The 15,498-nt window shown below is 72.7% G+C and carries 11 protein-coding genes and 2 pseudogenes; 6 read left to right on the plus strand and 7 right to left on the minus strand.

Annotated elements, in window-relative coordinates:
- Window positions 1–117: 117 nt before the first annotated feature.
- Window positions 118–999: pseudogene (locus BU197_RS00910) on the minus strand (LysR family transcriptional regulator); the annotation flags it as partial.
- Between the two features lie 96 nt (window positions 1,000–1,095).
- Between BU197_RS00910 and BU197_RS00915 the strand changes: the two are divergent.
- Genes BU197_RS00915 through BU197_RS00925 form a run of 3 tightly spaced genes read left to right on the plus strand, consistent with a single transcriptional unit; the run spans window position 1,096 to window position 4,510 of the window.
- Window positions 1,096–1,821: a succinate dehydrogenase cytochrome b subunit gene (locus BU197_RS00915; protein ID WP_188266208.1), complete on the plus strand. Its 726-nt coding sequence runs from the start codon at window positions 1,096–1,098 to the stop codon at window positions 1,819–1,821.
- A gap of 2 nt (window positions 1,822–1,823) precedes the next feature.
- Window positions 1,824–3,767, plus strand: a complete 1,944-nt coding sequence (locus BU197_RS00920) for a fumarate reductase/succinate dehydrogenase flavoprotein subunit (RefSeq protein ID WP_188266209.1) — start codon at window positions 1,824–1,826, stop codon at window positions 3,765–3,767.
- Complete coding sequence (locus BU197_RS00925) at window positions 3,764–4,510, plus strand: succinate dehydrogenase/fumarate reductase iron-sulfur subunit (RefSeq protein ID WP_188266210.1); 747 nt, start codon at window positions 3,764–3,766, stop codon at window positions 4,508–4,510. The genes BU197_RS00920 and BU197_RS00925 overlap by 4 nt, the downstream gene beginning before the upstream one ends.
- 456 nt (window positions 4,511–4,966) lie before the next feature.
- On the opposite strand, the gene BU197_RS00930 is transcribed toward BU197_RS00925, so the two are convergent.
- From BU197_RS00930 to BU197_RS00940, 3 genes and pseudogenes are all read right to left on the minus strand, one after another.
- Window positions 4,967–7,324: an ATP-binding cassette domain-containing protein gene (locus BU197_RS00930; RefSeq protein WP_188266211.1), complete on the minus strand. Its 2,358-nt coding sequence runs from the start codon at window positions 7,322–7,324 to the stop codon at window positions 4,967–4,969.
- 419 nt (window positions 7,325–7,743) lie between these two features.
- Window positions 7,744–8,754: pseudogene (locus BU197_RS00935) on the minus strand (MsnO8 family LLM class oxidoreductase); the annotation flags it as partial.
- Window positions 8,755–8,973: 219 nt separating this feature from the next.
- Window positions 8,974–9,189: a dodecin gene (locus BU197_RS00940; RefSeq protein WP_188266212.1), complete on the minus strand. Its 216-nt coding sequence runs from the start codon at window positions 9,187–9,189 to the stop codon at window positions 8,974–8,976.
- 293 nt (window positions 9,190–9,482) lie between these two features.
- On the opposite strand from BU197_RS00940, the gene BU197_RS00945 reads away from it, so the two are divergent.
- From BU197_RS00945 to BU197_RS00955, 3 genes are all read left to right on the plus strand, one after another.
- Window positions 9,483–10,733 (plus strand): extracellular solute-binding protein, encoded by a 1,251-nt coding sequence (locus BU197_RS00945; RefSeq protein ID WP_188266213.1) that lies wholly within the window; start codon window positions 9,483–9,485, stop codon window positions 10,731–10,733.
- Between the two features lie 138 nt (window positions 10,734–10,871).
- Complete coding sequence (locus BU197_RS00950) at window positions 10,872–11,666, plus strand: GNAT family N-acetyltransferase (RefSeq protein ID WP_188266214.1); 795 nt, start codon at window positions 10,872–10,874, stop codon at window positions 11,664–11,666.
- Window positions 11,663–12,559 (plus strand): lysophospholipid acyltransferase family protein, encoded by an 897-nt coding sequence (locus BU197_RS00955; protein WP_411158427.1) that lies wholly within the window; start codon window positions 11,663–11,665, stop codon window positions 12,557–12,559. The genes BU197_RS00950 and BU197_RS00955 overlap by 4 nt, the downstream gene beginning before the upstream one ends.
- Here BU197_RS00955 and egtD read toward each other — a convergent pair.
- Genes egtD through egtB form a run of 3 tightly spaced genes read right to left on the minus strand, consistent with a single transcriptional unit; the run spans window position 12,454 to window position 15,496 of the window.
- Window positions 12,454–13,419 (minus strand): L-histidine N(alpha)-methyltransferase, encoded by a 966-nt coding sequence (egtD, locus tag BU197_RS00960; RefSeq protein ID WP_188266215.1) that lies wholly within the window; start codon window positions 13,417–13,419, stop codon window positions 12,454–12,456. The two genes, BU197_RS00955 and egtD, sit on opposite strands and share 106 nt — an antisense overlap.
- Window positions 13,416–14,168 carry an ergothioneine biosynthesis protein EgtC gene (egtC, locus tag BU197_RS00965; RefSeq protein ID WP_188266216.1) on the minus strand — a complete coding sequence of 251 codons (753 nt, stop codon included), beginning with the start codon at window positions 14,166–14,168 and terminating at the stop codon, window positions 13,416–13,418. The genes egtD and egtC overlap by 4 nt, the downstream gene beginning before the upstream one ends.
- Window positions 14,168–15,496 carry an ergothioneine biosynthesis protein EgtB gene (gene egtB, locus BU197_RS00970; RefSeq protein WP_188266217.1) on the minus strand — a complete coding sequence of 443 codons (1,329 nt, stop codon included), beginning with the start codon at window positions 15,494–15,496 and terminating at the stop codon, window positions 14,168–14,170. The genes egtC and egtB overlap by 1 nt, the downstream gene beginning before the upstream one ends.
- Window positions 15,497–15,498: the final 2 nt, after the last annotated feature.

The raw sequence follows: 15,498 nt of genomic DNA on the forward strand, positions 1-15,498 counted from the left end.
TACGCCCGCGACGGCGCGGCGGTGACGATCACCCAGATCGCCACCGCCGCCCGCAGCGACCAGCGAGACGTCCGCGACTACCTGCGGGCGGCCGTCGCCGCCGGGGTCGTCACCGTCGTCCAGGCGGGAGGCCAGCAGGACGCGCTGGAGTTCCCTCGCCGCCCTCGGCGGTGCCACGTCGCTGCGGTGGGCAAGGGCGATCGTCCGGCGCAGACCCGGCCGGGCGAGGGCCGTCACCCGCAGGTCGCGGCCCGCGCGCGCCGCGACCATCGCGGGCACGACCGCGAGCCCGAGCCCGGCCCGTACGAAGCCGAGGACCGCGTCCAGCTCCCCGCCCTCGACCGTGAACGTCGGCTCGAACCCCTCCGCCCGGCAGGCGGCCACCGTCAGGTCCCGCAGGTCGTAGCCGTGCCGGAACATCACGAGCGGCTGGTCCCTGAGGTCCTTGATCCGCACCGGGCGCGCCGGGGCGGGGGCCGAGGCGGCGGAGACCACCACCAGGTCCTCCCTGAGCAGCTCGACCGTGGTCAGGGCGGGTGACGGGTTCGGCAGCGGCAGCACCACGAGGGCCAGGTCGAGCGAGCCGCGCGCCAGCTCCCGTACGAGATCGTGCGAGCCGCTCTCCTGGATCAGCAGCTCGATCCCCGGGTGCAGATCGTGGAAGGCGCGCAGCATGTCCGGCAGCAGTCCCGTGCACAGGCTCGGGGTCGCGCCGAGCCGCACCCGGCCCCGTTTCAGCTGTGCCAGCTCCTGCACCTCGATCCTGGCCGTCTCGGTGTCCGCGAGGATGCGGCGCGCCAGCGGCAGCAGGGCCTCGCCCGCGTCGGTCAGCGTGATGTTGCCCCGGGCGCGGCTGAACAGCTCGGCGCCCAACTCCTGCTCCAGTGCCTTGATCTGCTGGGAGAGGGACGGCTGCGAGACGTGCACGCGCTCGGCGGCCCGGGTGAAATGGCGAGTCTCCGCCACGGCGACGAAGTAGAGGAGCTGCTGGAACTGCATGGACCCAGAGTAGGCCAGGGAGATAGTCAAGGCCTATCGATATCAGCCGGACCATGTCTTGGACCTCTTGGGTCATTCGGCCCTAGCGTCGGGTGCATGGCTCTGGCACCCACGAGGGACCGGACGACGCGCCGACCGCCGTCCCCCACACCGTCACGCGGATTCTTCTCCTCGACCATCGGCAAGAAGACGGTCATGGCCGTCAGCGGGCTGATCATGCTCGGCTACCTCGTCGCCCACCTCTTCGGCAACCTCAAGATCTTCTTCGGCCCCGAGGAGATCAACGAGTACGCCCACTGGCTGCGCGTCGTGGGCGCCCCCTTCTTCCACCGCGAGTGGATCCTCTGGGCCGCCCGCGTCCTGCTGCTCGCCGCCGTCGTCGCCCACGGCGTCTCCGCGTACCAGCTCAGCCGCCGCGATCTGAAGGCCCGCCCCACCGGATACGCGCACCGCCGCAAGCGCGCCTCCTACGCCACCCGCACCATGCGCTGGGGCGGGATCATCCTCGCCCTCTTCATCGTCTGGCACATCCTCGACCTCACCACCGGCACCGTCCACTCCGGCGGCTTCGAGGCCGAGAAGCCCTACCAGAACATCATCGACACCTTCTCCACCTGGTACGGCAACGTCATCTACCTCGTCGCCATGCTCGCCGTCGGACTCCACATCCGGCACGGCTTCTGGAGCGCCGCCCAGACCCTCGGCGTCGGCAGCGCGCGCCGGGACCGGATCCTCAAGATCATCGCCAACGGTCTCGCGCTCGTCCTGACCGCCGGTTTCGTCTCCATCCCCGTGGCCGTCATGACCGGATTGGTGAGCTGACCATGAGCTACCTCGACTACACGACCGGCGAGCCGCTCGCCGACACCAAGGCGCCCGAGGGCCCGATCGCCGAACGCTGGGACACCCGCCGCTTCCAGGCCAGGCTGGTCAACCCCGCCAACCGCCGCAAGCACCGGATCATCGTCGTCGGCACCGGTCTGGCCGGTGGCTCCGCGGGCGCCACCCTCGCCGAACAGGGCTACCACGTCGTCCAGTTCTGCTTCCAGGACTCCCCGCGCCGCGCCCACTCCATCGCCGCCCAGGGCGGCATCAACGCGGCCAAGAACTACCGCAACGACGGCGACTCCATCCACCGCCTCTTCTACGACACCGTCAAGGGCGGCGACTTCCGCGCCCGCGAGTCCAACGTCCACCGCCTCGCCCAGATCTCCGTCGAGATCATCGACCAGTGCGTCGCCCAGGGCGTCCCCTTCGCCCGCGAGTACGGCGGACTCCTCGACACCCGCTCCTTCGGCGGCGTCCAGGTCTCCCGCACCTTCTACGCCAGGGGCCAGACGGGACAGCAGCTCCTGCTCGGCGCCTACCAGGCACTCTCCCGGCAGATCGCCGCCGGCAACGTCGAGATGCACGCCCGTACGGAGATGCTGGACCTGATCGTCGTCGACGGACGGGCCCGCGGCATCGTCGCCCGCGACCTGATCACCGGAGAGATCACCACCCACCACGCCGACGCGGTCGTCCTCGCCAGCGGCGGCTACGGCAACGTCTTCTATCTCTCCACCAACGCGATGAACTCCAACGCCACCGCCGTCTGGCGGGCCCACCGGCGCGGCGCGTACTTCGCCAACCCCTGCTTCACACAGATCCACCCCACCTGCATCCCGCGCACCGGGGACCACCAGTCCAAGCTCACCCTGATGAGTGAATCCCTCCGCAACGACGGACGGATCTGGGTGCCCAGGGCGAAGGGCGACACCCGCCCCGCCGCCGACATCCCCGAAGACGAGCGCGACTACTACCTGGAGCGCATCTACCCCTCCTTCGGCAACCTCGTCCCCCGTGACATCGCCTCCCGCGCCGCCAAGAACGTCTGCGACGAGGGCAGGGGCGTCGGACCCGGCGGACAGGGCGTCTACCTCGACTTCGCCGACGCGATCCACCGGATGGGCCGCGCCGCCGTCGAGGAGAAGTACGGCAACCTCTTCGACATGTACGAGCGGATCACCGCGGAGAACCCGTACGAGGTCCCCATGCGGATCTACCCCGCCGTCCACTACACGATGGGCGGACTCTGGGTCGACTACGACCTCCAGACCACCGTCCCCGGTCTCTTCGCCATCGGCGAGGCCAACTTCTCCGACCACGGGGCCAACCGGCTCGGCGCCTCCGCCCTCATGCAGGGCCTCGCCGACGGCTACTTCGTGCTGCCCGCCACCATCAACGACTACCTCGCCAGGCACCCGCACGCCGAACCCCTCACCGACGAGCACCCCGCCGTCCGCGAGGTGCTCGCCGAGACCCGGGACCGGCTCGACCGGCTCCTCTCCGTCGACGGCGACCGCACCCCCGACTCCTTCCACCGAGAACTCGGCGAACTCATGTGGGAGCACTGCGGCATGGCCCGCACCGAGGAAGGGCTGCGCACCGCCCTCGCCCGCATCCCCGAGATCCGCGAGGAGTTCTGGCGGCGCGTCAAGGTCCCCGGCACCGGCCAGGAGTTCAACCAGTCCCTGGAGCGGGCCAACCGGATCGTCGACTACCTGGAACTCGCCGAACTCATGTGCCTCGACGCGCTCCACCGCGCCGAGTCCTGCGGCGGCCACTTCCGCGAGGAGTCCCAGACCCCCGACGGCGAGGCCGCCCGCCGCGACGAGGAGTTCTCCTACGCGGCCGCCTGGGAGTTCACCGGCGCCGCCGCACCCGTCCTCCACCAGGAGGACCTCACCTTCGAGTACGTCCACCCCACCCAGCGGAGCTACGCATGAAGCTCACCCTGCGCGTCTGGCGCCAGGCGAACGCCGACGCCCCCGGCGCCATGTCCACCTACGACGTGGACGGCGTCTCCGCCGACATGTCGTTCCTTGAGATGCTCGACACCCTCAACGAGGACCTCACCCTGCGCGGCGAGGACCCGGTGGCCTTCGACCACGACTGCCGGGAGGGCATCTGCGGCGCGTGCAGCCTCGTCATCAACGGCGACGCGCACGGACCCGAACGCACCACCACCTGCCAGCTGCACATGCGGTCCTTCCGCGACGGCGACACCATCGACGTCGAACCCTGGCGGGCGTCTGCCTTCCCCGTCGTCAAGGACCTCGTCGTCGACCGCTCGGCCTTCGACCGGGTCATCGAGGCGGGCGGCTACATCTCGGCGCCCACCGGCTCGGCGCCCGAGGCGCACGCGACCCCGGTCCCCAAGGCCGACGCCGACTCGGCCTTCGAACACGCCGAGTGCATCGGCTGCGGCGCCTGCGTGGCCGCCTGCCCCAACGGCTCGGCGATGCTCTTCACCTCCGCCAAGATCAACCACCTGAACGTCCTGCCCCAGGGCTCGCCCGAGCGCGAGACCAGGGTCCTCGACATGGTCGCCCAGATGGACGCCGAGGGCTTCGGCGGCTGCACCCTGACGGGGGAGTGCGCCACGGCCTGTCCCAAGGGCATCCCGCTCCCGTCGATTTCGGCGATGAACAAGGAGTGGCTGCGGGCCCGGAGGAAGGTCAAGGGGTAACCGGACCGGGCGGACGCCCCGGCGCCCGCCCGGCCTCGGACGCCCTCGCCCGCCCGGCCTCGGAGGCCCTCGCGCGCTCGCTCGCCCGTCCTGAGGCACCCCCGCCCGCCCGGCCTCGGACGGAGAGCCGCGCCCCCGTCGCCCGCAGCGCCTCCACGACGGCGCGGATGGACGGCCTGCGCCCGGCGTCGGCGCGCCAGGTCGCGTGGACGCGTCGGCTGACCGGCTGCCGTACCGGCACGACGGCGACTTGGGCCCACCATCGGCAGCCGCCCCAGCCGCCCCAGCCGCCCCAGCCGCCCCAGCCGCCTCAGCCGGGCTCGCTGGCCCTGGTGGAGCAGGACCACCGCGCCGACCTGGCGCGGAGCGCCGCCCGCAGCATCGTGGTGTTCATGCAGCGCCCCGGCGGGCAGGGTCCCGCCCGGGGCCCCGTATCCGCCCCTCAGGGCCCTGGTCTCACTCCGCCAGGGCCCTGGCCAGATACGGTGCCGTCCGGCTCTCCCGGGACCGGGCCACCTCGGCGGGCGGGCCCGCCGCCACGACGCGGCCACCCTCGTCGCCGCCGCCCGGACCCAGGTCGACGACCCAGTCGGCGGCGGCGACCACGTCCATGTCGTGCTCCACCACGATCACCGTGTGCCCCGCGTCCACCAGACCGTTCAGCTGGCGCATCAGGACCTCGACGTCCGCCGGGTGCAGCCCCGTCGTCGGCTCGTCGAGCACGTAGACGGTGGGGGAGCGGTGCGGGCGCTGAAGCTCGGTGGCGAGCTTGATGCGCTGGGCCTCCCCGCCGGAGAGTTCCGTGGCGGGCTGACCGAGGCGCAGATGGCCGAGACCCACGTCGAGCAGGGTGCGCAGACTCCGGGCGGCGGCGGGGGTGCCGCCGAAGAACGCGGCGGCGGACTCGACGGTCAGGTCGAGCACCTCGGCGATGGTCAGCCCCCGCAGCCGCACCTGGAGGGTCTCCGGGTTGTAGCGGGCGCCGTGGCAGTCGGGGCAGGGCGCGTACGTACTGGGCAGGAAGAGGAGTTCCACCGAGACGAAACCCTCGCCCTGACAGGTCTCGCACCGGCCGCCGGCCACGTTGAAGGAGAAGCGGCCCGCCTTGTAGCCGCGCGCCCGCGCCTCCTCCGTCTCCGTGAACAGCTTCCGCACCACGTCGAAGAGCCCCGTGTACGTGGCCAGGTTGGAGCGCGGGGTACGGCCGATCGGCCGCTGGTCCACCGTCACCGGACGGCCCGCCCCGGACGGCTCCTCGGTCAGCGCGCCCACGAGCGTCGACTTCCCGGAGCCGGACACGCCCGTGACGGCGGTCAGCGCGCCGAGGGGGAAGGCCGCTTCGACCCCGCGCAGGTTGTGCCGGGTGACCGGTCCGGTCCGCAGCCAGCCGGACGGCTCCCTGACCTCCCGGACCGGTGCGGGCGCCGGGTCGAGGAGGAAACGCCGGGTCGCGGACTCGGGCACGTCCGCGAGTCCCTCCGGCGGTCCGCTGTGCAGCACCCGCCCGCCGTGCGTGCCCGCGCCCGGCCCGACGTCGACCAGCCAGTCGGCGTGCCGGACGACATCGAGGTGGTGCTCCACGACGAACACCGAGTTCCCGGTGGCCTTGAGCCGGTCGAGGACCACGAGCAGCGCCTCGGTGTCCGCCGGGTGCAGTCCGGCGGACGGCTCGTCGAGCACGTACACCACGCCGAAGAGTCCCGAGCGCAGCTGGGTCGCGAGCCGGAGGCGCTGTAGCTCGCCGTTGGAGAGGGTCGGGGTGGCCCGGTCCAGGCTGAGGTAGCCGAGGCCGAGTTCGGTGACCGTGGCGATGCGGGCCACCAGGTCCTCGCCCAGTACCCGCGCGGTCTCCGTGCCGTCCCCCGGCTCCCCGGCACCGGCGGCCAGGACCCCGGAGAGCGCGGTCAGCGGCAGCGCGGCCAGCTCCGCGATGCTCCGGCCCGCGAACGTCACCGCCAGCGCCTCGGGCCGCAGCCGCCCGCCGCCGCAGACCGGGCAGGGCGCGCTGGTCAGGAAGGACTCGGCCTTCGCGCGCAGCGAAGTGCTCTTGGAGTCGGAGAAGGTCCGCAGGACGTATCGCCGGGCACTCGTGTAGGTGCCCTGGTACGGGCGCTGGATGCGGCCCGCCTCCCGCACCGGGTGGACGGTGACCACCGGCTGCTCGTCCGTGAAGAGGATCCACTCCCGGTCCTTCGCGGGCAGCTCGCGCCACGGCCGGTCGACGTCGTGGCCGAGGGCGTCGAGGACGTCCCGCAGGTTCTTCCCCTGCCAGGCGCCCGGCCAGGCGGCGACGGCTCCCTGACGGATCGACAGATCGGGGTCGGGGACGAGGAGTTCCTCGCTGGTGTCGTGGACGCGGCCGAGACCGTGGCACGAGGGGCAGGCGCCCGCCGCCGTGTTGGGCGAGAAGGCGTCCGAGTCCAGCCGCTCCGCGCCCGCCGGATAGCGCCCCGCCCGGGAGAACAGCATCCGCAGGGAGTTGGAGAGCGTCGTCACGGTGCCGACGGAGGAGCGGGCGTTGGGGGAGGACCTGCGCTGTTCGAGGGAGACCGCCGGGGGCAGCCCCGTGATCTCGCCGACGACGGGCGCCCCCACCTGGTGGATCAGCCGTCGCGCGTACGGGGCGATCGACTCGAAGTAGCGCCGCTGGGCCTCCGCGTAGATCGTCCCGAAGGCGAGGGACGACTTGCCCGAGCCCGACACCCCGGTGAAGACGACCAGCGCGTCCCGGGGGATGTCGACGTCGACCCCGTCGAGATTGTGCTCGCGGGCGCCTCGGACGCGGACGTACGGGTCATGGGGGCTGTCGTGCATACCAGGATTTTATCCGCCGGGCCCCGTTTGCCCTGGTCGGGGTGGCTCCGACGGGGCATCCGGCGGACGGGCCCCGGGCCTCGGCCCTGGACGCCGGTCCTGGATCCCGGGTTTCCGATGGCCCCGGGCCCCGGTCCTGGATCCCGGGTCCCCGAAGCCCGGCCTCGGCCCCGACCCGGCTCCGGTCCGCCGAATCAGTCCGGGGTTCCGATGGTCGCGGTCCCGATGGCCGGAGTCCCGGCGGCGGAGGCCCCGGTGGTCGGCATCCCGGCAGCCGTCGCCCCGAAGGCCGAGGCCCCGGCATCCGAGGCCCCGGCGACCGGGGCGACGGCGACCGGGGCGACGGCGACCGGGGCGACGGCGGTCGACGTCCCGACGGCAGACGTCCCGCCGTCGCCCCGCGCGCTGAGCCCGTCGCCCCGCGTGCTGAGTCCGACGGCCCGTGCCAGCCCCCGGTACGACGCGCTCAGCGCCGCCCGGTCGTAGGTGCTCGTCGTGACCAGCACCTCCTGGGCCCCGGTCTCCCGTACGGCCCGCTCCAGCGCCTCCCGCACCTCCTCCGCCGTGCCGTGCACATGACCGCTCAGCGCGTTCTCGTAGAAGCCGCGCTGCCGCTCCGTCATCGGCAGCCCCTCGATCCGCTCCGGTGCTTCGAGTGGCGGGAACACCCCCAGGGTGCGCGACTGCGCCAGGGACCAGGCCTCCGGTGTCAGCAGCCGGCGTGCCTCCTCCCGGCTCGGAGCCACCACGACCGTGCCCGCGACCACCACATAGGGCTCCGCCGCCCAGGCGGAGGGCCGGAAGCCGGAGCGGTAGGTGTCCACGGCGGCCCGCAGCCGGTCCCGGCCACGCAGGTCGCCGACGACCAGCGGCAGCCCCGCCGAGGCGGCGACCGACGCTCCCGCACCCGTCGCGAGGACGAACGGCGGGACCCTCAGCCCCTCGGCGGGCCGGGCGCGGACCCCCGGGTGGGCCGTCTGCTCCCCGGTGAACCAGCCGAGCAGCTCGGCCAGCTGCTCGGCGAACCCGTCCGCCTCGTCCTTGCCCCGTCCCAGCGCCCGCCGGACGCCGTCGGTGAAGCCGACCGAACGGCCGACGCCCATGTCGATCCGGCCGGGGAACAGCGCCTCCAGGACGCCGAACTGCTCGGCGACGACCAGTGGCCGGTGGTTGGGCAGCATCACCCCGCCCGTACCGACCCGGATGTCCGAGGTGGCGGCGGCCACGGCGGCGGCGAGCACCGTCGGCGCGGAACCGGCGACCCCGGGCACGCCGTGGTGCTCCGACACCCAGAAGCGGTGGAAGCCGAGGGCCTCGGCCTCCCGGGCCAGGCCCACGGTGGCGCGCAAGGCCTCCGGGGCGCCCTCGCCCGCCCGGGTGCGGGAGCGGTCGAGAACGGAGAAACGGATGCCGTCGGGAAAGGTGCTCACCTCGGGTTCAACGCGGGGGAGGCGCGGGGATTCCCGAGGCGGCCGGGGCGTCTGCGGCGTCCCGGCGGAGCACGTGTCCCGTCTTTCCTGTGAACCCGTGGACAACGGGCGCGCCGAGGGCGTCGCGCTCCTACTCTGAGCGCGTGACAGGCGTATCGCGGCCTCCGGCCGTCCCGGGTCCCGCCCGGCATGCCGCGGGGTGCCGGGCTCGGGGAGGCCTCAGTCCTCCCCGTCCAGCCGGAACCCGACCTTCAGTCCCACCTGGTAGTGCTTGACCGTGCCGTCGGCGAGGTGCCCGCGGACCTCCGTCACCTCGAACCAATCGAGGCCCCGCAGAGTCTGCGAAGCCCGTTCGATGCCGTTTCGGATGGCTTCGTCCACCCCTTCGGTGGAGGTGCCGACGATCTCGGTGACGCGATAGGTGTGGTTCGACATGGAGCCGCTCCTCTCGGTGCGTTCCCTCCACCGTGCCCCAGAGAGGGGCGGAGCGCGACATGACGGGGGCCGCGCGGCCGACACGTGGGTACCGATGGGTAATTACCGAAGGTAATGCCCCAGGTCGTGTGCATGCGGGACGGAACGGAATGGTCAAGGACTTGACCATCTCGATGGTCCGGACCAGAATCCAGGCCACATACCCGCGCGAACAGCCCGTTCGGTCCCCCCATGTCGGGTCAGAACTCCCTTTCCGCACGAAACCTGTGCTGAACCGCAGAAGGTGACCACACGTGAAGAACCGCCACCTCGCCTGCCCCATGGCAGCCGCCACCGCCCTCGCCCTCGCAGGCTGCGGGATGCTCCCGGGCGGAGGGGGCGGGACGAAGACCGTCAACGTCTGGCTCATGCGGGAGAGCGTCAGCGAGGACTTCCTCAACCGTTTCACCAAGGCGTACGAGGACGAGCACGACGGCGTCAAGCTCAAGTTCACCGTGCAGGAGTGGACGGGCATCGGCAAGAAGGTCACCGAGGCCATCAAGGGCTCCGGCGGACCCGACGTCATCGAGGTCGGCAACACGCAGGTCGCGCAGTACGCCGACACCGACAGGCTCTTCGACCTCACCCTGGAGTCCGTCCGCGACCTCGGCGCCGAGGACTGGCTGCCCGGTCTCGCCCAGCCCGGCAGCATCGGCGGATCCCAGTACGGCATCCCGTGGTACGCGGCCAACCGCATCGTCATCTACAACAAGGACCTGTTCGCCGACGCGGGCATCACCAAGCCCCCGGCCACCCGCGCCGAGTGGCTCAAGGACACCGAGAAGCTGAACGGCAAGGGCTCCCAGGGCATCTACCTCGCCGGACAGGACTGGTACACCCTGGCCGGCTTCATCTGGGACGAGGGCGGCGAACTCGCCACCGACAAGGGCGGCGAGTGGACCGGCGCCCTCGAAAGCCCGGCCGCCCGGCGCGGCATGGCCTTCTACAAGGAACTCCAGTCCCTCGGCTCCGGCCCCAAGAACGCCGACGAGCAGAACCCCCCGCAGGCCGACATCTTCGCCAAGGGCGACGTGGCCCAGCTCATCGCCGCGCCCTCCGCCGTCGCCGCGATCCTCAAGGCCAACCCGGGCCTCAAGGACAAGCTCGGCTACTTCCCGATACCCGGTCTGAAGGAAGGCCAGCCCTGCGCCGTCTTCACCGGCGGATCCGACCTCATCATCCCGCAGAACGCACCCCAGCGCACCGCCGCCATCGACGTCGTCAAGGCCCTCGCCGGCGAGAAGTGGCAGTCCGACCTCGCCCGCACCATGGGGTACGTGCCCAACAAGAAGGGCCTCGCCTCCGTCGTCGCGGGCGAGGAGGCCACCGCCGTCATGGCCCAGGGCGCCGCCCGCGGCCGGGCCACCCCCAACTCCGCGCAGTGGGCGAACGTCGAGGCGGACAACCCCATCAAGCCCTACATGACCTCCGTCCTCCAGGGCGGCGACCCGATGCGCGCCGCCAAGCTGGCCTCGGAGGCGATCACCCAGACCCTCGCCGAATAGCATTCAGCGTTCGCACACCCGCGATCCCCCGGACGGTCACGTCGAATCCAGCCGCCCACGGAAGAAGTAAGGAGCCGGGCCACCGCTCGCACGGCCCGGTTCCGACCTTGCCCCTTCCGTACGCCGGAGGAGTCCGACATGGCCGCACCGACCCCTACGCTCACCGTCCCCGCCCAGCCGCACGCCCCCACCGGGCAGCCCGAGCCCCGTTACGTCGTCGGGCTCGCCCGGACCCAGGAGGACGTACGGGCCGCACAGCGGCTGCGCCACCAGGTCTTCGCCGGAGAACTCGGCGCCCGCCTCGACGGACCCGAGCCCGGCCTCGACATCGACGCCTACGACGCCTACTGCGACCACCTGCTCGTCCGCGAGGAGACCACCGGCGAAGTCGTCGGCACCTACCGCATCCTGCCGCCCGACCGGGCCGCCGTCGTCGGCAGCCTCTACTCCGAGAGCGAATTCGACCTCGCCCGGCTCGCACCGATCCGCCACGACCTCGTGGAGGTCGGCCGCTCCTGCGTCCACCCCGCGCACCGGGGCGGCGCCGTCATCGGCCTCATCTGGGCCGGACTCGCCCGCTACATGACGAACGCGGGCCACAACTGGCTCGCCGGATGCTGCTCCCTGTCCCTCGCCGACGGAGGCACGCTCGCCGCCGCCACCTGGGACACCGTCAAGGAGAAGCACCTCGCGCCCGAGGAGTACTGGGTCACCCCGCACAAGCTGTGGAGCCCCGACGGCATCACCCGCCCCGAGGGCCGCACCGAACTCCCGCCGCTCCTGCGCGGCTACCTCCGCCTCGGCGCCTGGGTCTGCGGCGCCCCCGCGCACGACCCCGACTTCGGCGTCGCCGACCTCTACGTCCTGCTCTCGCTGCGCCGCACCAACCCGCGCTACCTCAACCACTTCCTGTCGCTCGTCCCGGCACGGTGAACGGGCCCGCCACCCCCTCGCCCTGGCTCCCCTCCTCGCCCTGCGTCCCCGGCCACTGCACCGTCCACCCGCCCCCCGCGCCCGCAGGGCCCGTGGGGGAGCGGGCGGGCACCGTCCGGGCCGTGGCCCGGCTGACCGCCGGGCTCGGCGCCGTCGTCCTCGGCATCCTGTGCGCCCCGGCGGCCGGTCTGCTGCCGGCCGCCGCCCGGCTCGCCCTCGTCCGACACTGGACGAGGGCGGTGGTCCGCGCCTTCGGCGTCCGCGTCCGCTACGAGGGAACGGCCGCCGCCGGGCCGCTCCTGGTCGCCGCCAACCATGTCTCCTGGCTCGACATCCCCCTGGTCGCGGGCGTGCTGCCAGGCCGGATGGTCGCCAAGACCGAGGTGCGCGGCTGGCCCGTCCTCGGGCTCCTCGCCGCACTCGGCGGCACCGTCTTCCTCGACCGCGACCGGCTCAGGGCCCTGCCCGCCACCGTACGGACGATGGCCGGGGTGCTCGCGGACGGCGGCCGGGTCGTCGTCTTCCCCGAGGGCTCGACCTGGTGCGGCCGGGCCGGGGGACGCTTCCGGCCCGCCGCCTTCCAGGCGGTCCTCGACGCGGGCGCCACGGTCCAGCCGGTGCGTCTGGAGTACGCCCCCACCGACGCCGCCGCCTATGTCGGCGCCGACTCGCTCGGCGCCTCGATGTGGCGGGTCGTCACCACCCGCCACATCACCGCCGTCGTCCGGCTCCGGGACCCCCTTCCCGCCTTCCGCCACCCGGACCGGGGGGCCCTGGCGGCGGCGGCTCAGCGGGCGGTCGCCAGCGACAGGGCGAACCTCCCCTCGCCATCCGTCCACCACCGGTCCAGCTCCAGGTCCGCCTCGGCCAGCTCGGCCCGCACCCCCGCCTGACGGAACTTCGCGGAGACCTCGGTCCGCATCTCCTCGCCCGCCGCGAACGGCACCGCGAGATCCAGTTCGGGGATCTTCACGGTGAGGGCGCGGCGGGCCCGCAGCCGCATCTCGATCCACTCCTGCTCGCGGTCCCACACCGCCAGGTGGTCGAAGTCGTCCGGATCGAAGTCCGCCGCCAGCTCCCGGTCGATCACGGACAGCACGTTCTTGTTGAACGCCGCCGTCACCCCCGCCTCGTCGTCATAGGCCCTGACCAGCGTCGCCTCGTCCTTCACCAGGTCCGTGCCGAGGAGCAGGGCGTCGCCCGGGGTCAGCATCGCCCGCACCGAACGCAGGAAGGTCCGCCGCTCCCCGGGCAGCAGATTGCCGATGGTGCCGCCGAGGAACGCCACCAGACGCGGGCCCGGTGTCCCGGGCAGCCCGAGCCCCCGGGTGAAGTCGGCCACCAGGGCGTGCACCCGCAGCTCCGGCCGCTCGGCGAGCAGTGCCTGCGCCGCCCCGGTCAGCGCGGACTCGCTCACGTCCACCGGCACGTAGCTGTCGAGTTCCGGCAGCAGCGCGTCGATCAGGAACCGGGTCTTCTCCGACGAGCCGGACCCCAGCTCCACCAGGGTCCGGGCCCCGGTGACGGCCGCGATCTCCGGCGCCCGCCGCTTCAGGATCTCCCGCTCCGCCCGGGTGGGGTAGTACTCCGGAAGCCGGGTGATCTCCTCGAAAAGCTCACTGCCCCGCGCGTCGTAGAACCACTTCGGCGGAAGCTCCTTGGGAAAACGGGTCAGCCCGTGGAGGACATCGGCGCGCAGAGCGGCGCCCGTGGCGTCCGGGGCGAGGGTACGGGTCAGCTGGAACGTGCTCACGCGGACGGCTCCTTGAGCGGGGTGAGAGTGACTTCGGTACGGGTGGCGGTCACGAGCGTCCGCTCGGGAACCTCCCGCCAGCGCGGATCGTCGTCGTACGGCTCCGAGGCCACGACCGTCCGGCCGGAGCCCGTCAGGTACCACAGGCTGTTCCGCCAGGCGGTCGCGTCGATCCGGCCGCCATCGGTGAGCAGCAGGTTCAGCCGGGAGCCGGGCGCGGCCCCGGCGACCTCCCGGACCGTGGCGGCCAGCGCCTCGCCCGGTGGATCCCCGGCCCGCAGCCGGTGCAGCACCAGCGCCCACAGAAGCGCCGAGTCGGTGCGCGCCTCGATCCCGAGCAGTTCGCCCGGCGACAGCGTCCCGGCGAGCGGCGCGAGGGAGTCCGGCCAGCCTTCGACGGCGCCGTTGTGGCTGAACAGCCAGGGCCCGGCAGCGAAGGGAGCCGCTGCCGCCTCCCCGTCGGCGCCCGGCCGGGTGGCCCCCCGGACCGCCGCGAGCAGCGCTCCCGAGCGGACCACCCGGGCGAGGTCGGCGAAGGACGGATCCCCCCAGATCGGGGCCGCCCGCCGGTACCGGGCGGGCACCACGTCGCCCTCCGCGTACCAGCCGACCCCGAACCCGTCGGCGTTCACCACGCCACTGATCTGCCTGCGGGGCTCCCAGGACTGGCGCAACAGGCCGTGCGACGGTGCCACCAGCAGCTCGCCGAGCGTCAACGGATCGCCTACATAAGCGATATGACGACACATCAGGCAAGCTCCGCGTCCCGTGCGGTCCGGAACCCGGCGAAGATCTGCCGCCGCACCGGAAGGTCCCAGTTGCGGAAGGTGCCCCGGCAGGCGACCGGATCCACCGCGAACGACCCACCGCGCAGCACCTTGTGCGCGGGACCGAAGAAGACCTCCGAATACTCCTTGTACGGAAAGGCACGGAACCCCGGATACGGCAGGAAGTCGCTCGCCGTCCACTCCCACACATCGCCGATCAACTGCCGTACGCCGAGCGGCGAGGCGCCTTCCGGGAAGCTCCCGGCGGGCGCGGGCCGCAGATGCCGCTGCCCGAGATTGGCGTGGCCGGGACCCGGATCGGCGTCCCCCCACGGATAGCGCCGCGACCGCCCGGACACCGGATCGTGCCGGGCCGCCTTCTCCCACTCGGCCTCGGTCGGCAGCCTGCGCCCCGCCCAGCGCGCGTAGGCGTCCGCCTCGTACCAGCTCACATGGACGACCGGCTCCTCCTCCGGGACCGGCTCCGTCACCCCGAAGCGGCGGCGCAGCCACTGCCCGCCGTCGAGACGCCAGAACAGCGGCGCCGCGATGCCGTGCTCCCGGATCTGCGCCCAGCCCTCGGGCCGCCACCAGCGCGGGTCCGTATAGCCGCCGTCCGCCATGAAGGCCAGATAGGAGCCGTTGGTGACCGGCGTGGTGTCGAGATGGAAGGCGGGCACGAACCGCGCATGCGCGGGACGCTCGTTGTCGAGCGCCCACGGCTCGCCCGAGGTCCCCATGGTGAACGGACCGCCCGGCACCAGGACTTCGGACGGAAGCGGGCCCGTCCGCAGATCGGGCGGCGGAAGATCGGGCAGCGCGGACGGCCCCTCCCGCAGCTGATGGGTGATCAGCATCGTCTCGTCGTGCTGCTGCTCGTGCTGCGCGATCATCCCGAAGGCGAACGCCTCGTCGAGCAGCGGCCGCCCGTCGAACCGGGCCCCGGCCAGCACGTCGAGCACCCGTAGCCGCACGTCCGCCGCGTAGGTACGGGCCTCGCCCGGGGCGAGCAGCGGAAGCGAGGGACGCGCGGCACGCGGATGCTCGAAGGCGTCGTACAACGAGTCGATCTCGGGCCGCAGCGCCTCACGGCCCGCCACCGCCCGCCACAGCCACTGCTCCTCCTGATTGCCGATGTGCGCCAGATCCCAGACCAGCGGCGACATCAACGGCGAATGCTGGGCGGTGAGTTCACCGTCATCGACACAGGAGGTCAGCAGCGCCGTACGATCCCGCGCGGAGGTCAGCGCGGTCAGCACCCGCCGCCGCAGCTCCTCCTCGCCGGGCCGGCCGAAGTCCGTCTCGCTCACCG

The sequence above is a fragment of the Streptomyces sp. CBMA291 genome, assembly GCF_014596525.1.
Lineage (GTDB): Bacteria > Actinomycetota > Actinomycetes > Streptomycetales > Streptomycetaceae > Streptomyces.